Origin of the sequence: Bythopirellula goksoeyrii (assembly GCF_008065115.1) — a bacterium.
Lineage (GTDB): Bacteria > Planctomycetota > Planctomycetia > Pirellulales > Lacipirellulaceae > Bythopirellula > Bythopirellula goksoeyrii.
Map to the genome: position 1 here is coordinate 4636170 of NZ_CP042913.1, position 26488 is coordinate 4662657.

Genomic DNA, 26488 nt, shown 5'->3' on the forward strand with positions numbered 1-26488 from the left:
GAGTTGGCCTTCTCGAAGGTTGGTGAAATCGCTACGATCTGCCGCCTCTGTTGTAAATGGCGAGAGACGAGAATCACTAATTGGAGGACGTTCTCCAGTTTGCTCAACGGCTCTTAGAGGGGTGGAAAGGGAAATCGATCGATGCCGAGTTTTTGTTTTAAATCTTTCCAGAGGAAACTGTCCTGGGTGGCGAGCATCGCGCTGGTGGCTCAACCGCAACTCCTCATTGCCGCCGAATCGGCAACCAACGTACCGAATTCCAATACACATCCAGTGGCCGTGGCTCCTGCCGATGTGGCCTTGGCTGACGGTGGTGTCGTGACTGGTCAGGTCGTCGATACTGCCGGTCAACCTCAGGCCAATGTGCCTGTCACACTGCATACCGGGGACAAAGATATTGCCCGGGTCCGCACCGATAAACAGGGCAACTTCCGCGTTGCCAGTCTTAAAGGTGGTGTCTATCACGTCGCAACCAACGGCAATGAAGGGGTTTATCGCTTCTGGTCGCCACGTACTGCCCCTCCAGGATCGCAAACGGGATTGAACCTGGTGTCGGGACGAAACGTCTATCGCGGCCAGGTCGGTGGAGGTTTCTTCACCTCGATGGGCCAGTGGGTCGCGGAGCATCCGATTATCACTGGTGCCGGAATCGCCGCAGCAATCGCGGTTCCTCTCGCACTGGATGACGATGACGATCCGCCAGCGAGCCCTTGAGCGTTTGCCGAGCGACTATTAGAAGTCACAATGAACCCGCGCGACATAATTGTCGCGCGGGTTTTTTCGGGTTCTCGAAACGTTGGCGTACAGCACACGGTAGCAAGATGCGCAAAGCCAACAATCTTTGCAAGATCCTGCGCACCAAGGCAGGAGTTTTGTCGTGGCCAATTTCTCGAAAACGGAAAAACAAAATACAAAACTCGGCGATTGAATCTCGTTTCGCACTTGTTTTTCAGTGCTTTCCTGAAATGCGTGAATTAGTTTTGTAAATAAAATTCGGCTCCTCGCTGACAAAACTCGCGCTGCTTCAAGCCGTCGAAGCGGCTGGTAACAATTTACGGATCTCTAGCCGCGACGTACCAACTTCGCAGCCGGGCACACCGACCTGTTATTCAATTGTCAAGGAACTTGCCTACAGGATGGCAGGTTCCATTATCTTGATCCGCAATTGAATTTCCACCAGAATTTTTGGGCCACACCAAAAACAACCGCAAAGCGACATTTGGCAAGCCGCGAACGTTAGTGACTGGATAGAGTCCAGAAACCGTGGGCACTATTGGCAACGGGGTCCAATAGTTTCACCAACCCTATGCGGGAAAGAGCTTGCCTCAGTTTGCTGTGTTGTAGTAGGACAAGGGAGAACAAGGGGACGCAGCTCATTTGTGGAAATGAGCTGCGTCCCCTTTCTCTTCTCAATGCGGCGCCGCTGCAATATTCCTATCAAGACCCTTCGTATGGCGCAGACCGACAATCCCGCGACCATGGCTTTACTCAGTGGGTATATTCCTCAAGTGCCGACGCACAACTGCTTACGAACATTAAACCCGACCCGGCAATAAATAACCACACGCCAAAGTGTGTCGTGCCAGGCCATAAGAAAAGCACGCTTCCTAGAAAAAACAGAAAATTGCCGAAGACCCCCTCGGCAACGAAAAACCAACGGTACCGATCAAAAAATCGACGGATGAATCGCTTCATGTGTGGGAGGTCCTTGAACTAGAATCATCTATTACACTTCCTGGGTAGTCTATCAATTCTTGGCACGCTCCACAGCAGATAGACAGGAAAGAATCATGTCTATTGAATTTCTGCACCAAACTTTGACAGAGGCTGTCCCTTCCATGGAAATCGCTTCTACGATTACAAAAAAGGGTTCTTTCGTAGTTTTAACGGGTGAGTCTTAGAGTTGAGGGCCTGGTGGATCCTTTTCAAGTTATAGAACGTTTCGATGTACTTGAAGACGCGGTATTTCGCTTCCTCGATGTCTTCGAAGCAATCGAACTTGGTCCATTCATGCTTGAGAGACCAGAAGAAACGTTCCATTACGGCATTGTCATAGCAAGTTGCTGTGCGACTCATTGAACAGGTGATACCTAGCGAGTGAAGCGTCGTTTGGAAGGCGTCACTTGTATATTGGCAGCCACGATCACTGTGGATCATCAATTGCGCACCATATGGTCGACGCGATTCAATTGCATCTTGCAGGGCGCGGCTTACCAAAGAAGTCTTGAGAGTCCGGTCGAGAGTCCAGCCAACGACCTTTCGGCTAAACAAATCGAGTACCACAGCCAAGTAAACCCAACCACATTCAGTCGGTTAATACGTGATCTCAGTAACCCATTTACGATTCGGAGCGGCGGCTGAGAATTCGCGATCGAGTAGGTTAGCAGCTGGCTGCTTGAGGGGGATTAAGGGGACGCCGTCAGCGGGTTCCGTCGGCGGCGATCGACTCCACCGGCCTGCAGTGCGGTACAGCGAGTGCGTACTTCGTACGACGTCGGAAAAAGATCGGATCCCCTTGGAAAACCGTGGTCTACCATCACTATCCCAAGCTGGGCGTGGTCTGCGACACAAGCGATCACTTCATTCTTGCCTTTCGTGCTGACCGCGGTCCCCGGCCCGATGTGGATGAATTCCGTCCCCTCGTCTCTGATGCTCTGACACCTGTGCGGGTGTCACTGATGTCGGCCGACGCGGGGTACGATTCGGAACCCAATCACCGCTTTGCTCGTGAAGAGCACTGCATTCGAACGATCATTCCTCCAAAGCATGGTCGCCCGACCGATAAGCCCGCAACGGGACACTACCTGCGGTTGATGCAAACCCGTTTTGACCGAGAGGCCTACCGCAACCGGGTGCAGGTCGAAACCGTAATGTCGATGATTAAGCGGCGGCAGGGGTCCCACGTAAGAGGCCGCAGCTACTGGAGCCAGTGCCGAGACCTCCGCTTGATGGCGCTGACCCACAACATCATGATTCTGTTACCAAGGTGGGTTTTCTACAGAGCCGGTCGCGAGTCATTTCAGATCAAAGGCTCCCGACGCTTATCTTTTCCTTAACACGCGTTCGATTGTCGACGATTGTGGCCGACGCTGGCTACGATTCCGAATCGAACCACTGTCACGCGCGGGACGATCGCAATGTTCGCACGGTGATTCCTTCCAAGCAGGGCCGGCAACGTACCCACCCGCTGGAAAACTGCATCGCTGCGAGTAGTCCCAACAGCCAGGTGCCGGGCTCCGGCACTGGCACGACACCACTGAGCTCGAACACCAGGTCTTGATAGTCCAGGTCGTCGTTAGGAAATGCTTCGAAGCCGACAATGTAATTCCCCACGACATTGTCTGGATGGCCGGCAGCGCCGATGATTTCGAACGTGACCATAAAATCTTGCCCACTGGGATGAGCCTGGCGGTTCGAAGACCGTAGCCCGTTGAGCCGCAACTCGAAGACATTGCCACTTTCGCTGCGTGGTATCAAGCCGCTTCCCGTCGTGGGGGGATCGATTCCCACCGGATACAACGGCCGAGGCGAAGTAGCCACCTGCTGAAAGCCGAGAAAAGCCTGTTGAATCATGGTCGCCCGGTTATAAAAATACAGCTGCTCACTCAGCGTGGGATTGTTGAACCTGGCGACAGCCCGCACCGAAGCCTCGGCGTCCATATGCTGGAAAAAAGAATCCTGCGCATCGTCCACCCGCCGCAGGTTGATCTCTCCATACAAAGTTTCCAGCAACGAGGGGTCCGTTCGAGTCGGCGCCAGAGGGTCTGGTCCAATAAGCTGTGGTTCGCTGAGAGTCGGGTGCAGGTTGCTAATCGGGGTCAATGCCGCCTGCGTCGCGGGAGTGGCGCCTGCCAAAACCAACAATACGACAAATAGAACACCTTGATGCGATTTCATTATCATGCCGACTCCTGCAGACCTCGCAACTCCGATAGACTGTGTAATAGCTCTATACTAAGCGGAATGCAATTACCTGTCAAAGTAATCGACTACTGTGGCAGGGCTACAGAAAGAATGAACGTTGGCGGAGTTGGCCGCGAAAACAAGATAAGTGTGTCGGGAGGACTCTATAGAAGGAAATTAAGGGCTAACGAATTGTCGACGCCACATCGGGCAATTCCGCGAGAGGCCACCACGACGAATCGATCAACTGGCTGGGGCTTAGTCGCAACGAATCTCGTCGTTTGTCGATCGAGTGATTGAGTTTCTTCACTAACTTCGGCCCCTGCAGTTCGTCTTCGATCCAGCGTTCCACGGAGTTACTAAGTTCTTTGACCAAGGGGCCATGGGCATTGCTGACACGGTCGATGCGGAACTTAGAGAGGTTCAGCGTGGCGTCGGTGACCCGTGGATCGATGACCACAGCGGGGAGCAATTCTTGTGATTCGATCTGGACGCCTATTTCGCAGTCGAGTGTAAGGTCTAATGTCGTATGGCCGACGACTTCCAATGCAATCAGATGGACGCCGTATTCGTAGACTTTAGCGCGGCCCCACAGCGAGAGATCGGCGTGGACGGCTAATGTGAATGCGACGCGGCTACCATCTAACGCGCGAAGCTGCTCGATGCGGACTTGTAGGTTGTTTTCTGGATCGGTGAGCTTGACCTTGTAATGCTTCCAGACACCATGTTTGACCTCTTTGTGACGCCGCTTGATGTCGAAGTCCTCAAACTTGAGCCCCGAGACAATTCGTTTCCGTTTGCCCCAATCTTTGTGCTTGTCGTATTCGGTCGGGATCGAGGCGCTGACCAGGTTGGCAAAGGCGCCAGCCAGCGCTCGACTGGAGGTCGATGGGGCGTCGATATGAACAGCGAGAGTTGGCTGAGAATCTAGCGACGCCTGCGAGGGATCAGCGATTGCTTGCGAGGCCAAGCAAAAGACCAACAAGCAATGACCAATGACCAATTTAAGGAAGTACGTAGAACTCATTGGTCATTGGGCCTTCGTCATTGGTCATTGAACATCAAACATCGCCTTGCGGCGACGGCTATAGAGTTGCAGGATGATACAATCTTTACGCAGTCTCTCCCCGCTGTGGTTCACCAAAAAAAAGAACCTGCCCCGAGCCAAAAAAGCCCGAGACAGGTCCTCAGAGGGGGAATCAAAGCGTTCACTAGGGACTAGCGAACGAAGCTTGCACTAACAACCTTGCGGGGCTGAGCAATCCGAGCACTCGGATCAGCAGCTGGTGCAGGTGGGATAGGAGCAGCTTCTTCCTGAGTCTCAACCACGGTGGGCTCAGCGGAAACTGGGGCAGCAGCACGAGCACCGCTGTCGCAGCAACCACTGTCACAGCAGCCACCGTTGTCGCAGCAACCGTTGCCGCAGCCATTGCCACAGCAAGGGTCGGCACAGCCACAGCCTGGGTCGGCGATGCCACAACCTGGGTCGCAGCAAGGATCTTCACAACCGCAACCGGGATCACAGCAGTTGCTGTGCTTCCGCTTGAACAGGCGGCTCAGAAGGCATTCCTTCTTGCAGCAGCCGCTGTTGCAGCAACCGTTGTCACAGCATCCGCTGTTGTTGCCACAGCAGTTGTCGCCGCATCCGCCATTGCCACAGCAAGGGTCGGCACAGCCACAGCCTGGGTCGGCGATGCCACAACCTGGGTCGCAGCAAGGATCTTCGCAGCCGCAACCGGGATCACAGCAGTTGCTGTGCTTCCGCTTGAACAGGCGGCTCAGAAGGCATTCCTTCTTGCAGCAGCCGCTGTTGCAGCAACCTTTGTCACAGCAACCGCTGTCGCAGCCACCGTCGCCACAACAAGGGTCGGCACAGCCACAACCTGGGTCGCAGCATCCGCAACCTGGGTCACAGCAGTGCTCATCGCAACCGCAACCTGGGTCACAGCAATTGCTGTGCTTACGCTTGAACAAGCCGCTCAAGCAACCCTTCTTTTTGCCACAGCAGCCGCTGTTGCAGCAGCCATTGTCACAGCAACCGCTGTCGCAGCCACCGTCGCCACAGCAAGGGTCGGCACAGCCACAACCTGGGTCGCAGCATCCGCAACCTGGGTCGCAGCAGCCACATGATTTCTCACAACAAGACTGCGATGCGCAATTGTCGCAACCGCAGCCACATCCCAGCATCACGTCGAGCAAGCCGTAACCGAAGCCTTGGCTAGCGAGACATACGCTGAAAACGAGCGCTCCCAACATGTTCCATCTCATTGAATGACATCTCCTATGCGTAGGGGACGTACGTACTGAACGCGCCTGACGTGGTCGATCCTGCTGAGTTCGCCACACCCTCCCTGGGTTAGTCGTTGCGACTTTGGCGTGGGCGTTTGCCCGTGTGCGGTAGGTAGGCGGGAGTGTGAGGTGACCTTGCTAGGTCGGGGGGGGTCGAGGTGGGTCGTTACGGTGGGTCCCCACGGTCAGGCATCTACACTAGTCGAGCCAATCCATGACTCGAAAAAACAGACCGGTGCAGACGCTTCCAACTATGGTGTGTCGCAAGGCGATGTTCTGGGTATCGCCCCCGACAAGAAGACGTATCGGCGAGCTATCATAGAACCCTTGAGTCGACCGAAGTAATTTTCACGAACTGAGTTAGAACAAGTGTTAGGCAAACTTTACCGTCCAAGGGGACCTTCCCTCTGATAACGATTTTGCCTTGCCACACAGTGTCCATGGGGCACCTTGGAAGATCGTAGAAATCTGTTATTTTAAGGGGGAATAGGAAGATTGCTTTTGCGACCGTCTACTGCTGATTCGTTGCTCCAAGGCGAAATGATAAGAATTTGCGTAATCGTTAATGTTCCCTGAGGCGTCAAACTCGGTGGTAGCATGCGATTGCGGGTGACTATTTGTCCTTCCTTCGACGCCCTCCGTTGATCCCTACCCTGCACACCCCTCCACTGTTGGACCCCGAGTCAAGGACTATCTGGTTCATTGTCAATGCTGAGAATTGAGATTGAGCGGATCGAAATTAGATTTGACAAGACACTAGGCGTCCTCGCAATGGAAGCGAATAACCCAAGAGCTAACTCATGAAACACTACTGGCGGAATTCCGAAATACTTTCTTTCCGGCTGATTTACTGCATAACGGTTATATTGGGGATTCTTACAGAGGGCGGGAAAGTCCTTGCCGAAGATCCGCTCGATTGGCCTAACTGGCGGGGACCCCAGCAGAATAACGCTTCGACCGAGAAGGATCTGATCGAATCATGGGATCCCGAGGGAGGGGCGGGCAGCAATTTGCTTTGGAAGAACGAAGAATTGGGAGGCCGATCGACTCCGATTGTGATGGACGGCCTGCTCTACACTATTGTCCGCGATCAGCCGGGTACCGAAGTCGAAGCGGAGAAAGTGGTTTGCGTTGATGCCGCCACTGGCGAGAAGCAATGGGAACATCGCATCAACCTCTACCTGTGTGAGGTACCCGACTCGCGGGTGGGTTGGTCTTGCTGCCTGGGTGACCCCGAGACGGGGCGAATTTATGTCCAGAGCGTCAGCGGCTATTTTTGCTGTTTGGAAGGCAAAACCGGGGAAGTCGTTTGGGACCGTAGTCTACTCGAAGAGTTTGGCTTGATTAACACCTACGGAGGACGCACGAATGTCCCCGTTATTTTTGAAGATCAAGTACTCACTAGTGCTGTGGTTGTTGGCTGGGGAGATGCACCAAAGTATGGATTCCTGGCAAAGCCCGCTCACCGCTTCATGAGCTTCGACAAATCAACCGGCGTTATTCGCTGGATGAATGGGACAGGCATTTCGCCGTACGACACGACCTATAGTACGCCGACTGTCACCGTTCTAGGTGGTCAGGCAGCCCTGGTCTTCGGATCAGGGGACGGTGAGGTCTGGGCATTGCAACCTCGCACGGGGCAGCCGATTTGGCATTATCCCCTATCTCGCCGCGGCTTGAATGTCTCGCCGTTGGTTGTGGGGGACACGGTCTATTATTCACAGAGTGAAGAGAATGTCATCGGAAATACTATGGGGGCATTGGTGGCGATCGATGGCACCATGTCCGGCAACCTGAGCGGCAAAGAGAAATGGTTCGTGCCGCAAATCATGTCCGGCAAGAGTTCACCCGTGATGGTGGATGGAAAGCTTTGGACGGTGGACGATCGTGCGAAACTCTATGTCTTTGATCCAGAGACCGGCGAACAGATTGACAAGCAGGCCTTGGGCACCGCGATGCGGAGTACGCCGCTGGTTGCCGATGGCAAGGTTTACACCATTACCAATTCGGGAAGGTGGTACATCCTCAAGCCCACGGCTGATGGGGTGGAAATCGTACACAAGCTTCGGCTCGGAGAAGACAACGACGGGTCGCCAATTGTCTCGCATGGGCGGATCTATGTGCCCACTTCGAACGCCATCTATTGTCTTGGTGATGCGAGTGTGACTCCCTCGGCTGATCCGCTTCCTCCACGGCCACAAGAAACGCCAATTGATAAAGATCCTCAGCCTGCTCTCGTACAGGTCGAGCCCTATGATGTGCTGCTGACCCCCGGCGAAGAGCAATCCTACCAAGTTCGGCTATATAACTCGCGCGGTCAACTTTTGAAGGAGGTTCCTGCCGGTGAAGCAACCTATTCAGTAGATGGCCCCGGTACGATTAGCGTCGACGGGACTTATACGGCTCCCTCGGAGAATGAACACCAAGTGGCCCTTGTGCAATGTAAGGTGGGTGATCTCACTGGTACAGCCAGAGTACGGGTAGTCCCCCCCCTGCCCTGGAGCTTTGATTTCGAAACCGCTGAGGATGTGCCTCTCACTTGGATCGGAGGACGAGTCCGGTATGTGCTTCGTGACAAAGATGGTGAGCGATTTGCCGTGAAGCGAGACGAGTTGCCGACACCCAATGATCCCAACAATAAGTTGGGCACGCGTAGCCAGCTTACGATGGGTCCTGTGGACATGGCAGACTACACGATCGAGGCAGATTTCTCCCTCGAAGAGCAAGATGGCAAATTACCCGATTTTGGGCTGACGAATAGCCGTTATTCAATGACCGTGCGACCTATGAACAACGAGCTGCGTATCTATAGCTGGAGCCCCCACGATCACCGCACAAACGCCTCGGTCGAATTCGATCCTACGGCGCACACGTGGTATACAATGAAAATGCGAGTGGACCCCCAGGGCGACAAGGCGCTCGTGCGTGGCAAGCTTTGGCCACGTGGCGAAGCCGAGCCTGAGAGTTGGACTATTGAGATGGAAGACGCGGCTCCCCATCTCTTTGGAAGTCCAGGTTTGTTTGGCAAGGCAGAGGTCGCAGAAATCTTCGTGGACAACATTAAAGTCTATCCCAATAAGTAGGCATTCTTTATGAAGACGAAATATAGGAAAATTACCTGGCTCGTGGTCGCAGCGTCACTGGGCTGGTGGGCCGGTGCGGGCGTAGATTACTTGGCAACTCATGCTGCCCAAGAACATGCCACGGGCCATCGGACGATCGATTGGCCCCAGTGGGGCGGCACACCCCAGCACAACAATACACCGATCGGACACGATATTCCGACTGAGTGGAACGTGGGAAAATTTAATTACACCACAGGTGAATGGGATCCTAAGACGGCCAAGAACATCAAATGGGTTGCGCGACTGGGATCGCAAACCTATGGCAATGCCGTGGTGGCCGACGGTCAGGTTTACGTTGGTACGAACAACAGTGGCGGTTGGATCGAGCGCTACCCTAGTGACGTGGATTTAGGGTGCCTGATTTGTTTTGATACCAAGGATGGCAAGTTCCTGTGGCAACACAGCAGCGAAAAGCTTCCCACGGGCAGGGTCCACGACTGGCCGTTGCAGGGGATATGTTGTGCGCCGTTTGTCGAAGGAGATCGGCTTTGGTTTGTAACGAGCCGTGGCGAAGTTCGCTGCCTCGACACCAAGGGATTCTATGATGGCGAGAATGATGGGCCCTACACGGCGGAAGAAGAATTACTCAAAGAGTCCAAAAAACCATACGACCTGAATAAAGAAGCCGATGTCGTGTGGGTCTTCGACATGATGAAAGAGCTGGGCATCTCGCAGCACAACATGTGTAGCTGCTCGGTAACCGGGGCGGGCGACATTCTCTTTGTGAATACTTCCAATGGCGTGGACGTGGAGCACAACTACATTCCTGCTCCCGATGCTCCCAGCTTTTTTGCCATGGATAAGAATACGGGAAAAGTTCTGTGGACGGACAAGTCCCCGGGACTCAACATTCTGCATGGACAATGGTCGTCGCCGACCTACTTTGAGCTGGACGGTCAAGCACAGGTGATCTTTGCCGGTGGCGATGGCTGGGTCTACAGCTTTGATCCCGCTGGGGATGGCGAGGGAAATTCGAAGTTGCTGTGGAAATTCGACGCGAATCCGAAGACCTCCCGGTGGGAGTTAGGTGGACGGGGGACGCGAAATAATATTATTGCAACTCCCGTATTCTGCAATGACAAGCTCTATGTGGCAGTTGGTCAAGATCCCGAGCATGGTGAGGGGATCGGTCATCTGTGGTGCATCGATCCTACCAAACGAGGTAACGTGAGCCCCGAACTGGCGTTTAATTCGGCTGATCCGACCCAAGAAATCCCACCCAAGCGGGTGCAGGCCGTCGTTCCCGAAGAGGGGGACCTTACCCGCCCCAATCCGAATTCCGCCGCTATCTGGCATTACAGTGAAGTCGACCAAAATGGGAACGACAAAATCGATTTCGAAGAAACCATGCACCGCAGTTGCGGCACGGTAGCTATTCGTGATGGAATTCTCTACATCGCCGACTTCAGTGGATTGTTTCACTGTTTGGACGCTGAGACCGGCAAGGTGAATTGGACCTACGACATGCTGTCCGCGGCATGGGGCTCCCCGCTGATTGTCGAAGACAAGGTCTACATCGGCGACGAAGATGGTGAAGTGGCGATCTTCCGACACTCGGCTGACCCCGAAGTAGCTATGGAAGACGGCGAACCTTACTACGGGACTCAAGACATGGGTAATAGTGTCTACAGTACTCCCATCGTGGCGGACGACGTGCTGTACATAAGCAATCGCACCCATCTGTTTGCGATTACTCCCGAGGGAAAATGAAAAGCTGTTAGCTGTTAGCGCTCAGTCGTTAGCCAGAGAATGCTTCCTTGCTGTCTACTAATAGCCAATAGCTACATAGGAACTGAGCCATGAGCAAGCGTGTATTGGATGTGGGAAACTGTGGCCCCGACTTTTCGTCGATTAAGGCATTTCTCACCAAGAATTTTGATTGTACTCTCGACCAAGCCCACGGGATGGAGGATAGCTTGGCGGCGCTCCGAGAAGGAAACTTTGATCTCGTTCTGATTAACCGCAAACTCGATCGTGATTACTCCGATGGGATCGAAATCTTACGCGAGATCAAGGCGGATGCTGTCTTGAAAGATATCCCCGTGATGCTCATCACGAATCATGCGGAGCATCAGGATGCAGCCATGGAACTAGGTGCCAAGCGAGGGTTTGGGAAATTAGAGTTTGGCAACCCGGAGACGCTTGAGAAGCTCCAGCCGATACTTGGATAAAGTCGTGCCGCAACGCGGCATGCGGCAACTCGTCCTACGCCTCGATCGCTTCCTTGACCGGCATGACGAAATGCGGAGACTTGCCGTTCTTGGTCAGGTCGGCGGCCTTAACGTCGGCTTTTTTGCGTTCGTTGAATTCGAACAAAGCGACCCGGCGGAGCGACTGGTTGAAGACACCCCAGAAGGCCTTCAGGCGAACCACTTTTTTCGTAGAACGGCGGGGCTTGGCAGCGGCTTTTTTCTTCTTGACCACTGCTTTCTTTGCAGGAGCCGCCTTCTTCGTGGCAGCTTTCTTCTTCACGACCTTCTTTTTCTTGACGGGTGTTGATTTTGCCGTCTTGCTTTTCGCCGGGGAAGCTTTCTTTTTTTTGGTTGCCACCTTCTTGGTTGCTACTTTCTTTTTCTTGACGGCCGTCTTTTTTGCGGTCTTTTTCTTGGCTGGGGCAGCTTTTTTCGTTGCTTTTTTCTTAGCAGGAGCCTTCTTCTTGACAGTCTTCTTAGCCATAGTGCCGACTCGACCTGAGATACCCATTTTGGGGAGAAAGACAATTGAAAGACGGGATTTTATCTGATTAAGGGCGGTTTGACTACTGCTCTTAACTAAAATGGGGAACCGGTGTAGGCAGACATTATGCCCCTACAAGTCTCCAAAAGTGCCTGATTTCCATAGAACCGATCACAGTTCGATGTGAAGTTTCTTTGTGCGGGCAATTAGTCCAGGCTTGAAATACACCATTGGCCGTAGGGATCGTGAGTAGCTCTTGGCATCGGCGCGCTGGCGAGCCCAGAGGAAGGTGCTGTCGACCAGGCTGCGGGGGAGTTTGCCCTGTTCGACCCTAAGGACAACCAAATCGATGAATTCCTTGTCACTTGGGGTCACTGCCTTGAGGCCGAGAGTGAGTTGCTGCTTGAGCGAAAGCTGGCGCCCCTGCTGAGTATCGGGACCGATAGACTGCTGGCCATTGGTGGGAAGGATGCAAAAACATAACAGCGCGACCATCAACGTCAGGCCAAGAGAACAGGTGTCATCGCAGAGCCATTTTGTCGAGCAAATTGATTTTAGGCGTCGTTTGAAAGAAGACACTTGTGCACCTCGATTGCAGCATTGAGAGGAGAGTTGCTAGACCCTTTGCAGTCTGGGCCTATTTCGAAGGCAACTTGTAGAACCTTCGCTCGAAGATGGCAAGACCAATCCTGATTTTCTTGCCGGATGCCAGCAGACATTTGCGATTATTTTAGGCAGTTATTGGCCCCGGCTCGACACGGCTGAATCAGGGATGCCACTGAGTCGCTCGTCTAGTCCGTGTCTAACCCGTGCAAGTCAGCGGCTAATCTCTATTCTTTTTATCGTCACTTTTATGAGTACCTAGAAAATAACCCGTAGTACGGATAAGGCATGCTATTTGCACTTCTTCGATTGCTCGCCTACCTTAGAGCAAGGGGCCGTTGATGCAGCGTTCTGGTATGGCGTTTGCTATTCCACATTGCCGGAGAAATTTTCCCCACACTACTCTTTTTCGGAGTAGAATTAATCTGTATAAGTCGTCGCTCGCTTGGCATTTCCACTGAAGTGCGGAACTAGCAACTACCGATTTCCCTTTAGCGTTCACACCGCGTAACATAGCAAACAAGCCTCCGCTTCGTGCGGAGATAAGGAGCCAAACTTCTCGGTCATAATTCCGTCGGGAGGACCAATTTTTTGGATAGGCCCGCGTCAAATAAAAGGCAGTGCGCAGCACTGTCCGACACGCGCCTTTCTTCCAGCGACTCCACACCGTCGCAATTCGGCCGGAAGTTTGATTTTAGAAAAGGTCGGGGTCATGCACTCGTGCAGGCCCCGGCCTTTTTGTGTTTATGCCCGATTGTGTCTAGCCGCAACCCACAGCAACCCACAGTAACGCGTTCAGGGCACGTCGCACCCAGCAGCGTTATGCGCGACCAGCGGTCGCGGCTTTCTAGTTGGATCCTTTTGGCAGTCGAGAAACCCGCCAGCAGGAGTGCCTAAACTCTTGACATGCCCATGAGTATTGTATGAGGCCACACGTTTGATGAAATGTTAGCCATGGATCAACGCGGATCTACTCGAATTTGATCCCAGACCTCCGTTATGTCCGTGTTTCATCCGTGAAAACCCTGGCCTTATGAACAGATTATTCGCACCACGGGAAAAATCACAAGAGAGCTGTTCTGCTCTTGGGCACCAGTTTGCTATGCTACTGGCTCGCGGTTGGGTAATTTGGCTCAGTCGCTGCTGTTTTCTGAGGGAGTGCGTTGATGCGACATTCATGGATTTATGGTCTTCTCTGGCTGCCTTGGTTTTGTGGCGCGATTCATGGCGAGACGGGTTTCGATCCTCCCACTTCGTTCGGCAAGCCGAGCCCCCTGCCCTTGCCTGGTTCTTTGAACGTAGCGGACTATGAACAGCAGTTGTTCGAGTTTCTCAACAGAAGGCATTACAAGGCACTCGGTTGGTTTTACGACAAACGGGTGCGCGATACGGGGCCGTATCTCAACGGCAAATATTATGGCACCCACCCGGCGGTTTCGATCTACTATTCGCCGGAAATTATTGACTGGCTCGTTGCAGGAAAGCAGGATGCGATTCCCGATGGGGCGATGATCATCAAGGAGCAATACGAGCCACCGGCTGCTCGTTATGAAGGGCTGGATGATGATGAGTTGTTCGCGCATCTGTCGAGTTGGACTGTGATGGTCAAGGACGCCAAGAGTTCCCATGACGGTTGGTTCTGGAGTAACCCAGCCAAGGATCAGCAGGTAGTCGACAACCATCAATATCCGTTTGATCATCCGATCTCGGGGTTTGGTATCTATTGCGTCCGCTGCCATGCTTCCACACAAACGAAAGGCGCGACGAACGAGTTCACTTTTGCCTCGCTTCGTAACATCAAAGGCTTCCCTGGGGAGCCGCTATTATTTCGTGTCGATGATTCCTGGCGCAAGGTGACCGATCACGAGGAACCGGTGGGGGCAGAGATCCCGGAGGATGAGAGCAACGCTGGGCTGCTTGTCGGAGTAGAGCAATTGGCTGCCGATACTTCGCATCCCCGATGTAGCAACTCACCGCATCCGGAACTTTGCCAGCCGGCGCTGAGTCAAGAATTCTTAACGCTCTTCCCAAGTATTGCAGCGCGAACACGAGATCAAGTGCTGTACTTCCCGCCGGTGACCCACGACTGGGTGGTTCGTCGCCCGAGTTCTGAACAGCAAACGCAACCTTTCGTAACTTCCAATCAATGTATGAGTTGTCATGCTGGACTCATGGAACCCTTCGGGCCGACGATGTTTGTTCCCACGGGGGAGCATGCCGAATACGGTTCGGAGGGGGTGCACCTCTCGCCCTATGGGGAATGGCGCTGGACGCCGATGGGTTTGGCGGGGCGCGATCCGATTTTTCATGCCCAGCTCGAAAGCGAGATCGAGTTGATGCGCGAAGATTTCGCCGACGATCCGGAGCAAGCAAAAATTCATGTCGACAATCTCGTTGAAACCTGCCTCACCTGCCATGGTGCGATGGGGAAGCACCAGTTCACGCTCGACCATGGTAATTCCTCGGGGCATTTCGGCATGGAACATGTAATGCTCGCATCGAACGACCCACAGTCTCAAAGCGACAAGGACTGGCACTACGGCGCGCTAGCCCGCGATGGCATCAGTTGTACGATCTGCCATCAAATGCAGCCGCGCGAGCAGCCGGCAGACGACCATCGGCATTACTTAGAGTTTTTCCTGGAAACCTCGATTACCGGCAATATTCATGTGGGCAACGCCAATGAACTGCATGGCCCCTTCAAGGATGAAGAGATTTCGCCGTATTCCATGGAGCATGCGCTGGGATTCAAGCCAAAATTCAATCCGTACATCAAACAGTCTCAGATGTGTGGAACCTGTCATGTGGTAAATCTGCCCATTGTGGACAAGCCGTTGGCTGAGGGTGAAGAGCCTGACGAACTGATCGCTGCCGAACAGAATCCTCTGTTCAAGAAATATAGTCATCATGTGGAACAGGCAACCTACTTGGAATGGCTCAACAGCGAGTTTGAAAACGAGTTCAATCCAGACAACCCGCAGGCCCAAACGTGTCAAGATTGTCACATGGCACGTGACTATCACAATGACGATTTGGATCTGCATCTGGAGAACATCGAAACTCGTATCGCTGCGATTCAGGACGACACGTTTCCCGACGCGGAGAACTTGGTCGATCAGAAGGAGCTCAAGATTCGCCATCGCAAGGAGGGCTACTCTCGACACAACTTCCGCGGGCTAAATGTATTCCTCCTGGAGATGTTCAATCAATTCGACGACGTGCTGGGTGTACGCAAGTACGATTTCATGACCGGGTCGACCGAGGACATCCCGCACGCGATTGCCGACTTTGTTCATCAGGCCCGCAATGATGTGGCGACGCTTACCGTCGAGGCATCTCTCGAAGGCAAGGAGCTTGTGGCAACGGTTGATGTGCAGAATAAGGTGGGACATCGATTCCCTAGCGGCGTTGGATTCCGCCGAGCATTTATCGAATTGCTGGTGGTCGAGAAACCAGGCAGCACCAAGGAGCAGATTGTTTGGTCGTCGGGCCGCACGAATGAACTGGGCGTATTGGTCGATGCTGAGGGCAAACCGCTCTCTTCAGAGTTCTTTGCGGAACACCCAACCGAGAATACCCAGATATGCCAGCATCATCATGAGGTGATTACCTCACCTGAACAGGTGCAGATCTATGAGACGCTGCTGCACAGTGGTAAGCATAAATACACGACGAGTTTTATCCACGGCTCCGATGTCATCAAAGACAACCGGCTGCTCCCCCGCGGCTGGAAAGCAGAGGGACCGGGGCCCGCGCTGCGAGGGGAGTTTCTCAAAGCGACCCACCCCGGCCCCATGGCAAAGAAAGATCCTCGCTATACCGACGGCAGCGGATCGGACGAGGTGGTTTACCGCATCAAGCTACCCGCCGACATCAACCGCAAGCAACTGGAAGTGCGCGCCAAGTTGTATTATCAGGCGATTCCCCCTTATTTCTTACAGAGCTTGTTTGAAACGGCACCCAATGGTCCTGCTACGCAGCGTTTGCACTATATCTGCAGCAATATCGACCTGAGTGGAACGCCCATCGAAAACTGGAAGTTAGAAGTCACGTCTGCCAAAGCGAAGGTTGAGTAGCGACAAATTGTCCCTGCACATATCGCATAGTAGCCGATAAGATGGTAGCTCGAAGTCAACTACTATTCATACGTCAGCGTTTGGACTCGCCATGCACAACTCTGATTCGGCCACGACGCTAGTCGATCTCGAGCCCAGTTCCAAGCAGTTTCTCTCCGAGGTGATAGAGGGCCTGAAAGCCACTCCCAAGCGATTGCCCTGCAAATATTTTTATGACGAGCGGGGCTCGCAACTGTTTGATCAGATCTGTTTACTTGAGGAATACTATCTTACTCGTTGTGAAGATCAGATCATCAAAGAGTTTGCTCAAGAGATGGCCGACCAGATTGGTCCTGGAGTGATGCTGGTGGAGTATGGAAGCGGTAGCAGCACCAAAACACGTGCTCTACTGGATAGACTTGCCGACCCAGTCGCCTATGTGCCCGTCGACATTTCGCGCGAGCATCTGGCTGCTACTGCGGCTCAGCTCTCAGAGGCCTATCCTCACATTGAAGTCTTGCCTGTCTGTGCAGATTTTACTGAAGCTTTTACTCTGCCAGAATCTCGGCGAGAGCCGACTCATAGCGCAGTGTTTTTCCCCGGTTCGACGATAGGCAACTTTGAACCCTCTGCGGCGCGGGCCATGCTTTCCCAAATTGCTGAGCTTTGTGGACGTGGAGGTGGCTTGCTGATTGGTATCGACTTGCAGAAAGATATTTCCGTGATTGAAGCGGCCTACAACGACGCTCGTGGTGTAACGGCCGACTTCAATAGGAATCTGCTTGAACGGATCAATCGTGAGCTGGCAGGAGAATTTGACATCAACCAATTTCGCCACAGGGCTGTCTATGATGATCTTGAGGAGCGTGTCGAGATCTCCTTGGTTAGTTGTTCTCGGCAACGAGTTACCATTGGCGATCAATCGTTCCGATTTGACGAAGGAGAGTCGATCATCACAGAACATTCGCATAAATACACGATTGTGGGTTTCGCGAAGTTGGCTGCTCAAGTGGGTTTAACCCTTCGGCGCTCGTGGACCGACCCACAAGAGCGTTTTGCAGTGTTGCACCTTGCCTTATTGGATTAGGACCCAGCATGATCCATTTGCAATGTGTCACGAAGAAATTTGGCTCACATACGGCTGTGGACGGGATTGATCTGGATTGTCCGACGGGGAAGACACAGGTCTTGATTGGAACCAGTGGGTGTGGGAAATCCACTTTGTTGCGGATGATGGTTGGGCTGGTGAAACCCGATTCTGGTTCGGTTCTTTTTGACAATGAGCCGCTGTTGGAAAAGAACCTCGAGACAATACGACGAAGAATAGGTTACATGATTCAGGAAGGTGGATTGTTTCCTCATCTCACGGCAAGGGACAATGCAGCGATCATGCCTCGCTATCTAGGCTGGGATTCGACGCGAACGGAAGCTCGACTCCAGGAACTACTCGAACTAACGCAACTTCCCGCCACACTGTTGGACCGCTTTCCCCGGCAACTCTCTGGAGGACAACGCCAGCGAGTTAGTTTGATGCGAGCCCTGATGTTGGACCCCGACGTCTTGTTGCTGGATGAACCGTTGGGAGATCTCGACCCCATGATCCGCGCCGAATTGCAGCAGGATTTGCGCACGATCTTCCGTGAGCTTGATAAGACCGTGGTGTTGGTAACCCACGACCTAGGTGAAGCAGGTTTTTTGGGAGATACGATCACGTTGCTGCGAGCAGGTAGAATCGTGCAGCAAGGTTCCTTCGAAGAGTTATTGGAAAATCCGGTAGACGACTTTGCTTCGAAGTTTGTCCAAGCCCAACGGCAAGTGTTTGCATGAAACGTGCCCTGTTAATATGTCTCATGTTGCTCCTGGTGGCCGTGTTTCCGCGCAGATCGAAGTTGTCTGGCGTGAGGGTAGGTTCCAAGAAGTTTACGGAGTCGGTCATATTGGGGGAGATTCTTACACAACTCATCCGCTCAACGGGTCAACGTGCCAGCCATTTGTCTGAATTGGGGGGGACTACACTGGTATTCGACGCGCTGCGCCGAGGGGAGATCGACTTGTATCCTGAATACACCGGCACGCTGATCGAAGAAATATTTTCAGGCTCGGACGCTAAAGACTTGGAAGATCTCTCGGTCTTATTGGAACAGCAAGGGGTTCTCATCAGCAAACCGTTGGGCTTCAACAATAGCTATGCTCTGGCAGTCAACCGAGAGACCGCAGAAAAATACAATCTGGCCACGATCGCCGATCTGGCAGCCCATGATAATTTGCGAATGGGGTTCAGCAATGAGTTTCTTGATCGCAAGGATGGTTGGAAGAATCTTCGCAAGCAATATGGCCTGCCCCAAGAAGAGGTCACGGGTTTAGACCATGACCTCGCGTATCGACAGCTCGAGTCAGGCGTCATCGACGTGATGGATGTCTACACGACCGATGCGCGCTTGGTGGGAATGGATCTCGTGCTGTTGGAGGATAACCGCTCCTACTTCCCGCGTTATGATGCGGTGGTGTTGTTTCGCTCTGACCTATCCGAGCGATTTCCTGAAGTCCCTCCACTGATTGCAAAATTAGAATCACAGATCACTGCAGAAGAGATTCTCGATCTCAATGCGCAGGTGGAAACGGGTAAGATCCGCGAGCCGCAAGTGGCGGCTGATTTCTTGCTCGACCAGTTTTCGCTGGATGTGGAAGTTGCTGATCCTTCGGTGGCCAGCCAGATCTGGCAGCGTACTCTGGAACACTGCGATCTAGTACGCCGGTCGCTGATCCCGGCGATTTTTGCAGCGATTCCATTGGGGATTCTGGCGGCAAAGCGGCCCAAGTTGGGACAAGTGATTCTTGGCATAGTTGGTATCGTACAAACGATTCCTGCTCTGGCACTTCTGGTGTTGCTGATCGCCCCGGTTGCTTATCTGGGGCTTGGCACGCTGGGGGCGGGTTCAGCAACTGCGATAGTCGCTTTGTTTCTCTATAGTTTGCTCCCCATCGTGCGAAACACAGCTACAGGCTTGGCCGCAATCTCGCCAGAGTATGCTGAGTCGGCCACAGCCTTGGGGCTCTCGCCCATTTTTCGCCTGCTGCATATTGAATTGCCACTGGCGTCTCCTTCGATTCTGGCTGGCATCAAGACCGCTGCGATCCTAAACGTAGGCTTTGCTACGCTGGGTGCCCTCGTGGGTGCGCGGGGGTATGGTCAGCCGATCCTGACAGGCATACGTTTAAACGACACAGGTCTGATCATGCAGGGGGCGATTCCGGCAGCCTGTATGGCGATTCTCTTGCAAGTTTTTTTTGAAGTGGGAGAACGGTGGTTTGTCCCCACCGGTCTGCAACCACTGTCTGTGAGCTCCAACGATGTCGAACCAAACTGAAACCGTATCTATCCCTACGAATCTTGCTAAGCGTTTCGCGGCAGTGCGGCTCTTTACGGAACAAATATGCGAAACACTTCAGGCTGAAGATTGTTGTATCCAGTCGATGCCGGATGCCAGTCCTATTCGGTGGCACCTAGCTCATACGACTTGGTTCTTCGAGACGTTTCTACTGAAGGCAGATCCCAGCTATCGAGTGTTCGATGACCACTACGAAGTCTTGTTCAACTCGTATTACAATGCGGTCGGAGAACAATTCCCTCGTGCCTTGCGAGGGATGCTGTCGCGACCTACGGTTGCTCAGGTTTACGACTATCGGCACAAAGTAGACCAATGCGTTGCAGATTGGTTTACAAATGGACGGATCGAGGCGGATCCTCAGCTCGCGCGAGTGGTTGAATTGGGACTGAACCACGAGCAGCAACATCAGGAGTTGATTCTCACGGATGTGAAGCATCTCTTTTCCTTGAATCCACTGCTGCCTACTTTCCGCACCGGCACACAGCCATCTACCACGAATGTGACCTCAGAATGTGACTGGATCGATTTTGAGGAAGGTCAGCACAGAATCGGCAATGCCGGTGAAGGTTTTTCCTACGACAATGAAAGTCCGCTACATCGTGTGTTTTTGGAATCGTTTGCGATTGCCAGTCGTCCGGTGACCAGCGGCGAGTTTCTGAAGTTTATCACAGACGATGGCTATTCTCGCCCAGAGTATTGGCTATCCGAAGGGTGGCGACAGGTGCAAGACCGCGGTTGGCGGCATCCGCAGTATTGGTATCAGGAATGTGGTGAATGGCAGGAATTTACGTTGGCTGGTCTACGCCTGCTCGATCCTTCTGCACCAGTTGCCCATGTCAGTTACTTCGAGGCAGACGCTTATGCCCGTTGGGCAGGTGCGCGTCTTCCAACCGAGGCGGAATGGGAAGTGGCTGCCGAGGAGGTTCCCATCGAAGGAAACTTTGCTGACTCGCTCTTGGCCGCAGGACAAGCGATCCATCCCAGTAGTCGCATCGACGAGAAAGGACCACTCGATCACCTGTTCGGCGATGTGTGGGAATGGACCGCCAGTCAGTATACGGCCTACCCGGGTTATCAGCCTCCGCCCGGTGCCTTGGGTGAGTACAACGGCAAGTTCATGTGCAATCAGTTCGTACTGCGCGGCGGATCGTGCGCGACATCATCGGATCATATCCGTCGCACCTATCGCAATTTTTTCCCACCAGAGGCACGGTGGCAGTTTTCGGGGTTTCGATTGGCGCGGTAGGTGGGGGACGTTTGAAGTGCGCGCTCTGCTGCGCTGGAGCTCCGCATCGCGGTTAACGGGATTGCGATTTCATTGAGTAGTCCCGCCTCGTTTCTGGTAGGTCTCCATGATCTTTGAGGGATGGGCTGCGATGATGCCTTCTTTGCGGAGTTTGTCCACTACGTCGGCTCCGAGGATTCCTTGTACTTTCATGTGCAGTTGGGGGGAATTTTCGAACAAGGTTCGTAGTTTTTCCACGGGCCAAGAGAGATACTCTGTCGGAAGAACGGTGACCACCCTCGCACTGGCGACTTGTTCTGTCAAGAATCCCATCTCACCAACGAATTGGTGTGAAACAACTTCGGCGACCGATCGACCATCGACTTCGATGCGGCCCCGGCCATTGGCAATCAGTAATAATTCAGAAACGGGTTGGTCTTGCTGCATCAAGACTTCTCCCTCTCTGGCTTTTTTCCATTCAGCGACGGACAAGAGTTTAGTGAACTCCCGTGGTTGGAGTGAACGGAAAATCGTTCTATAGAGCCGTAATTCTTCCTCTCCTAGGAAAACAGGACGTCGCTCCAAGATCAACAATCCGATCTGAAATAGGTTTACGGCAATGAAAATCGACTGCCAGGCAATCGGTTCGTACAAAGGAGTCGCACTACAGCAGAAATAGTAGGGCAAGAGGCAGAACATCGCGGCCACCATCAATATCCGGAGCCAGAGCACATCGCGGACCGAATAGGCGACGAGATAAAGGATGTTCCCCAGATGGAGCAGATTGGTCATGGTCATTCCCTTGCGAAGTGACAGATCGAACTTGGTCTATTTTTACCCGCGCGAGGGAGTATTTCCCAGAGGAGGGCTTGGGGATTCACAAGTTCTTCCCTAATCGCCGCATCTGGAATGCCACGGTTGCGGTAAGTTCAGTCATCGCCTTCGGTGACGGAGGAGAGAAATCCAGTCACACCCCGAAATAGGCGATCGCTGTCCAACCCACGAGCGCCAGGAAGGCGGCTTGCATGGCGACGGGGATTTGGGTGGTAACATGATCCATCAAATCGGCACCTGTACACATCGAACTCAAAATCGTGGTGTCGGAGATGGGCGAGCATTGGTCGCCAAAGACCCCGCCGTTGAGGCAGGCAGCAAAACAGATCGACATGAAAAGTTCTGGATGGGCAAGGTTCTGATTGATGGCCACAGCATGGGCCAAGGGAAGTACCAATGGGAGAGTTACGGCGAAGGTCGCCCAACTGGTGCCGGTGGAAAAGGCAATCACTACGGCGATCAAAAATGCCGTGCCTGGCAGCAACCAATGCCACTGAAGGGCACCCAACAGGGAAACCAGATAGCGCCCGCCGCCGACATCCTGCGAAAGTTGCCCGATAGTAATCGCCAGTAGCAAGATCACGCTGCCAAGAATGACCCCTTTCTGCCCGTCCAGAATGGCCGTGATGATTTGGCGGAGGTTCATTCCTTTCAGCCAAGCCATGATTGCCGCCAACACGAGCGCGGTGCCAAAGGCCCACAATACTTCGGGAGAACCGTAGAGATAGTACGTTCCCACCGCGACCGTGAGCAGAGTGATCAGGGGCAATACGAAATCCAGAATATTGGGGGCATATCCTGCCGGAACAAATTTGTATCCTGGATCGTCGCCGGCGAGAGGCTCGGCAGTCGGGGCATTGAGTTGGCCGGTTTCTCTTGCTCTTTGACGAGCGGCTTTGAGTTTCTTGGGAAGCAAAGGATGCTTATCCAGTGCGATTAGTAAAGTAAAGAGAACTGAGAAAATCGCGTAGAAGCTCAGAGGAATCGCTCGGAAGAAAAAAGCTACGCGATCTGTCTCGGTTGCTAGATACGAAACTCCTATCACTCCCATGAACGCCTGCACGTAGATCGGCCAGGCATTGAAGGCTAACAGGATTGCAATCGGCGACGAGGTGGCATCGACGATGAGCGATAGTTCTTCATGCGAAACGTTTTCTTCATCGGCAAGCGGCCGGACGGTCGTGCCAACCAATACGGCGCTGATCGAACCTCCCTGAAAGAAGATCACGCCGAGCATCCAAGCCACAAGTTTGGCGGAGCGCGGTCCACGAACAAAGTGGGCTGCCATGTAGTCCGCAAAGGCTTCTGAAGCACCAGTCTTAGCCCAGACCCCCATCAAACCTCCCAGCAGCCACAGATACAACACAAGAATCGTGGCAGCCGTTTTCGTTCCGATGGATGGAATGAGCACACCACCTAAGACATTGAACTCGCCGATCAACATGGCGCCGACGACGATTCCTGCCAACAGCGCAGAGATCGGCTCCTTGGTCATCCAGCAAAGAACGATTGCCGTGAGAGCCGGTAAAAAGGACCAGAATCCCCAATGCCGATAGGCAAACTGCTGAAAGTATTGTTTCCCCTGATCTCCCCCAGCTTGAGGTTGTTCATAGACGAATTGCTCGACCGACTTCGGCATGCCTCCTTCTCTATGCAAGGCCGACAACTTGTCAACAGTTAGCGGCGAATCAGCCAATGGAATAGCCGTATCAACGTCAACCTGTTCACCACCGAGTACGACAAACTGGCTACCGAGGTCGTCAGTCTCGACCGTCAGAGGGGTTTGTTCGACCGTCCAAGTTGGTGGCGTGCGGACGCCAACGATGATGGCAGCGACAAACGCTGTGAGGAAAACCCATAGCGCTGGGCTCTTGAATTGACTTGCTCCCCAGGACATCATCGACGGTTCTCAGGCTTCTTGATTCGATTGAAAACAGACTGCTCACTATCTTAGTGCTTATCCCAAAACTCGGAAGACCACTACCAGCAGACTTCGCTTCTGTGGCCTCCGGTAAGGACTCTAAAACCTTTTTTCCGAAGTGTATTGTACCGAAATGGTAATAATCGCTACGATCTGCGTAGCTCAAGAGCGGTGTTACTCGTTCTCAAGGAAGTGATCATGGCGGCAGAGGATTCGGGTATCGATAATAACGAGAAGAAGTTTGGGGCATTTGGAGGCGTTTTTACCCCCTGCACGCTCACGATCCTGGGCGTCATCATGTTTCTGCGGTTCGGCCAAGTGGTGGGACAAGCGGGATTCTATAGCGCGATCGTCATTGTCTTAGCTTCGAAGGTCATCACGACTCTCACGAGTCTCTCACTATCGGCGATCGCGTCGAATACGCGGGTCCGGGGTGGAGGGGCCTACTATATTATCAGTCGTAGCCTAGGAGTCGAATTCGGCGGAGCCATCGGCATCGTGTTCTTTCTCGCCCAGGCTATCTCTGTGGCCATGTATGTCATCGGGTTTACCGAGGCCCTGGCCAGTACATTTCCATCATTGGCTGACGACACACTGGCCATAGCTACGTTTGTCAACATTGTTACATTTGTCTGCGTCTATATTGGTGCGGGATGGACAATCAAAGTGCAGTACGCAATTCTCGCAGTGCTGGGAGCCGCATTGGCTTCGTTCTACGTGGGGACGGTAGGCAACTTTTCGATGAGCGAGTTTAAGACGAACCTCTTACCTCACTACACCGAGGGGGAGAATTTCTTTTCTGTCTTTGCCCTCTTCTTCCCAGCTGTGACTGGCATCATGGCAGGGGCCAACATGTCGGGTGATCTCAAGAACCCGGCCCACTCGATCCCACGAGGCACTTTGGCTGCGGTGGCCGTCACGGCAGTAGTCTATCTTTCCATGGCGTTCTTACTCGCCGGCGTGAGCACGCACGAAGAACTGATTACCAATAACTTGATCGTTCGTGAAGTATCGCGATGGCCCGTGCTGATTACTGCGGGTGTTTTTGCTGCAACGCTTTCAAGTGCATTAGGATCGATGATGGGTGCCCCGCGCATCATGCAAGCCTTCGCACGGGATGAAATATTCTCATGGCTGAATTTTTTCGGGACCGCGAGCGGGAAGTCTCACGAACCACGGCGCGCTACCGTGCTGACGTTTATCATTGCCCAGTGCTGCGTACTCTTAGGTGATCTTGATGCGATAGCTCCAATCATCACCATGTTCTTCATGATTACATACGGTTTACTGAATCTGGCAACTTTTTACGAAGCGGTTACCAAGAATCCCAGCTATCGACCAACGTTTCGGTATTGCCACTGGTCGCTTTCTTTTTTGGGAGCCTTGGGTTGCCTGGGGGTCATGCTTCTTATCAATTGGCCTGTGGCGTTGGGTTCAATCGTTGCAATGGCCGCCATTTATGGCTCGATTCAATATCGTGAGATCGAGGCGCGTTGGGGTGATCTCCAAGGGGGTGTTGCCTTCGAGCGAGCTCGTCGGGCACTATTGAGACTCGAAGACACTGCCTACCATCCTAAGAATTGGCGACCTGTGGTGTTGGCGCTGTCCAGTAGTGCCTGGCACCGACCCCATTTGGCCATCTACGGACAATGGCTCACATCGGGTCACGGAGTTCTAACCTTGGCTCAGGTCATTTGTGGTGACGTGGAGAAGCACGCCGAACGGCGAGACAGCTACGAACGCTCTTTGCGCAAATTTATCGAGAAAGAGGAACTCCAAGCGTTCTCGGCTGTAGTTGTTGACGCCTATCTATCCGACGGCATCGAATCGCTCGTCCAGTGCCATGGCCTTGGAGGATTGAAGCCCAATACTGTTCTAATCGGCTGGCCGAAGACTGAATCCAAGTCTGAAGCGTTCGGCGCAACATTGCGTTTGGTCGCTAGATTGAACCGCAGCATGATCTGTGCGCGGCTGCTATTGGACGAGGAAATCTCCGATGGCCAATATGCTACTGAGGACCGCGAAGCGATGCTTGCCGAGGCCTGGGAAATTCCCAATGGAACGATCGATGTCTGGTGGCGGGGAAAAAAGAATGGTGCATTGATGATGCTGCTTGCGCACATGCTGCATCAGAATCCTGACTGGCGGCACAACTCCATCCGCGTCATCCGGATTGTTCCCAGCGAAGAAGCCGTCGAAGAAGTTCGTGAGCACATCGTGCAGCTAGCAGCCATATCACGCATCCGCGTGGAACCCATCGTGCTAGTCGCAGAAAATGTTCCTCTGGCGATTCAAGTGACCTCACAAAATGCGGCCGTCGTACTGCTGGGATTCGAATCCCCCGCAGAAGGTGAGGAGGCCGATTTTTATCAACGCATGGAATCTCTGATCGGAGCGCTACCCCGAGTGCTTTTTGTGGATAGCGCCGGAGGGATGGAGTTGGAATCGTAGGAAACGAACCCCCTAAA

The 26488-nt window shown here is 53.3% G+C and carries 20 protein-coding genes and 1 pseudogene; 12 read left to right on the forward strand and 9 right to left on the reverse strand.

Translation table 11 applies throughout. The features are described from left to right. Positions 1 to 186: 186 nt before the first annotated feature. Positions 187 to 714 carry a carboxypeptidase-like regulatory domain-containing protein gene (locus Pr1d_RS18210; RefSeq protein WP_168205334.1) on the forward strand — a complete coding sequence of 176 codons (528 nt, stop codon included), beginning with the start codon at positions 187 to 189 and terminating at the stop codon, positions 712 to 714. A 774-nt stretch (positions 715 to 1488) separates the two neighbouring features. Here the strand turns inward: Pr1d_RS18210 and Pr1d_RS18215 are convergent. Beyond that, on the reverse strand, positions 1489 to 1695 hold the full coding sequence (locus Pr1d_RS18215) for a YrhK family protein (protein WP_148074865.1): 207 nt from the start codon (positions 1693 to 1695) through the stop codon (positions 1489 to 1491). Positions 1696 to 1857: 162 nt separating this feature from the next. Then, a pseudogene (locus tag Pr1d_RS26755) lies at positions 1858 to 2298 on the reverse strand (IS3 family transposase); the annotation flags it as partial. 143 nt (positions 2299 to 2441) lie between these two features. Here Pr1d_RS26755 and Pr1d_RS18225 point away from each other — a divergent pair. Continuing rightward, positions 2442 to 3056, forward strand: coding sequence for a transposase (locus Pr1d_RS18225; protein ID WP_148074867.1), 615 nt, complete (start codon positions 2442 to 2444; stop codon positions 3054 to 3056). A 61-nt stretch (positions 3057 to 3117) separates the two neighbouring features. Here Pr1d_RS18225 and Pr1d_RS18230 read toward each other — a convergent pair whose 3' ends face one another. The 3 genes from Pr1d_RS18230 to Pr1d_RS25855 form a co-directional block, all read right to left on the reverse strand. Then, positions 3118 to 3897, reverse strand: coding sequence for a hypothetical protein (locus Pr1d_RS18230; RefSeq protein WP_148074868.1), 780 nt, complete (start codon positions 3895 to 3897; stop codon positions 3118 to 3120). Positions 3898 to 4087: 190 nt separating this feature from the next. Continuing rightward, positions 4088 to 4930 (reverse strand): hypothetical protein, encoded by an 843-nt coding sequence (locus Pr1d_RS18235; RefSeq protein ID WP_148074869.1) that lies wholly within the window; start codon positions 4928 to 4930, stop codon positions 4088 to 4090. 184 nt (positions 4931 to 5114) lie between these two features. Next, the gene (locus Pr1d_RS25855) at positions 5115 to 5408 is read right to left on the reverse strand and encodes a hypothetical protein (RefSeq protein WP_168205335.1); all 294 of its coding nucleotides are present in this window, start codon (positions 5406 to 5408) and stop codon (positions 5115 to 5117) included. A 28-nt stretch (positions 5409 to 5436) separates the two neighbouring features. Between Pr1d_RS25855 and Pr1d_RS25860 the strand changes: the two genes are divergently transcribed. The 4 genes from Pr1d_RS25860 (at position 5437) to Pr1d_RS18255 (ending at position 11488) form a co-directional block, all read left to right on the forward strand. Beyond that, the gene (locus Pr1d_RS25860; RefSeq protein ID WP_168205336.1) at positions 5437 to 6033 is read left to right on the forward strand and encodes a hypothetical protein; all 597 of its coding nucleotides are present in this window, start codon (positions 5437 to 5439) and stop codon (positions 6031 to 6033) included. Positions 6034 to 6992: 959 nt separating this feature from the next. Next, positions 6993 to 9275: a PQQ-like beta-propeller repeat protein gene (locus Pr1d_RS18245; RefSeq protein WP_148074871.1), complete on the forward strand. Its 2283-nt coding sequence runs from the start codon at positions 6993 to 6995 to the stop codon at positions 9273 to 9275. A gap of 9 nt (positions 9276 to 9284) precedes the next feature. Next, the gene (locus tag Pr1d_RS18250) at positions 9285 to 11027 is read left to right on the forward strand and encodes an outer membrane protein assembly factor BamB family protein (RefSeq protein WP_148074872.1); all 1743 of its coding nucleotides are present in this window, start codon (positions 9285 to 9287) and stop codon (positions 11025 to 11027) included. A gap of 89 nt (positions 11028 to 11116) precedes the next feature. Next, positions 11117 to 11488 (forward strand): response regulator, encoded by a 372-nt coding sequence (locus Pr1d_RS18255; protein WP_148074873.1) that lies wholly within the window; start codon positions 11117 to 11119, stop codon positions 11486 to 11488. A 34-nt stretch (positions 11489 to 11522) separates the two neighbouring features. On the opposite strand, the gene Pr1d_RS18260 is transcribed toward Pr1d_RS18255, so the two are convergent. Together Pr1d_RS18260 and Pr1d_RS18265 are read right to left on the reverse strand one after the other, a co-directional pair. Then, the gene (locus tag Pr1d_RS18260) at positions 11523 to 11993 is read right to left on the reverse strand and encodes a hypothetical protein (RefSeq protein ID WP_238476533.1); all 471 of its coding nucleotides are present in this window, start codon (positions 11991 to 11993) and stop codon (positions 11523 to 11525) included. 171 nt (positions 11994 to 12164) lie between these two features. Next, on the reverse strand, positions 12165 to 12572 hold the full coding sequence (locus tag Pr1d_RS18265; RefSeq protein ID WP_148074874.1) for a hypothetical protein: 408 nt from the start codon (positions 12570 to 12572) through the stop codon (positions 12165 to 12167). Positions 12573 to 13762: 1190 nt separating this feature from the next. Between Pr1d_RS18265 and Pr1d_RS18270 the strand changes: the two genes are divergently transcribed. From Pr1d_RS18270 to egtB, 5 genes are all read left to right on the forward strand, one after another. Continuing rightward, entirely contained in the window at positions 13763 to 16672 is a 2910-nt protein-coding gene (locus Pr1d_RS18270; protein ID WP_148074875.1) for a cytochrome P460 family protein, read from the forward strand. 91 nt (positions 16673 to 16763) lie between these two features. After that, positions 16764 to 17738: an L-histidine N(alpha)-methyltransferase gene (gene egtD / locus Pr1d_RS18275; RefSeq protein WP_148074876.1), complete on the forward strand. Its 975-nt coding sequence runs from the start codon at positions 16764 to 16766 to the stop codon at positions 17736 to 17738. An 8-nt stretch (positions 17739 to 17746) separates the two neighbouring features. Continuing rightward, complete coding sequence (locus Pr1d_RS18280) at positions 17747 to 18478, forward strand: ATP-binding cassette domain-containing protein (RefSeq protein WP_148074877.1); 732 nt, start codon at positions 17747 to 17749, stop codon at positions 18476 to 18478. Further along, on the forward strand, positions 18475 to 20019 hold the full coding sequence (locus Pr1d_RS18285; RefSeq protein WP_148074878.1) for a glycine betaine ABC transporter substrate-binding protein: 1545 nt from the start codon (positions 18475 to 18477) through the stop codon (positions 20017 to 20019). The genes Pr1d_RS18280 and Pr1d_RS18285 overlap by 4 nt, the downstream gene beginning before the upstream one ends. Continuing rightward, a complete protein-coding gene (gene egtB / locus Pr1d_RS18290; protein WP_148074879.1) occupies positions 20003 to 21286 on the forward strand; it encodes an ergothioneine biosynthesis protein EgtB in 1284 nt (427 codons plus the stop codon). The genes Pr1d_RS18285 and egtB overlap by 17 nt, the downstream gene beginning before the upstream one ends. 69 nt (positions 21287 to 21355) lie before the next feature. Here egtB and Pr1d_RS18295 read toward each other — a convergent pair whose 3' ends face one another. Both Pr1d_RS18295 and Pr1d_RS18300 read right to left on the reverse strand, forming a co-directional pair. Beyond that, positions 21356 to 22057, reverse strand: a complete 702-nt coding sequence (locus tag Pr1d_RS18295) for a cyclic nucleotide-binding domain-containing protein (protein ID WP_168205337.1) — start codon at positions 22055 to 22057, stop codon at positions 21356 to 21358. 175 nt (positions 22058 to 22232) lie between these two features. Next, on the reverse strand, positions 22233 to 23999 hold the full coding sequence (locus Pr1d_RS18300) for a Na+/H+ antiporter NhaC family protein (protein ID WP_148074881.1): 1767 nt from the start codon (positions 23997 to 23999) through the stop codon (positions 22233 to 22235). Between the two features lie 192 nt (positions 24000 to 24191). On the opposite strand from Pr1d_RS18300, the gene Pr1d_RS18305 reads away from it, so the two are divergent. Further along, the gene (locus Pr1d_RS18305) at positions 24192 to 26471 is read left to right on the forward strand and encodes an amino acid permease (RefSeq protein WP_238476534.1); all 2280 of its coding nucleotides are present in this window, start codon (positions 24192 to 24194) and stop codon (positions 26469 to 26471) included. Positions 26472 to 26488: the final 17 nt, after the last annotated feature.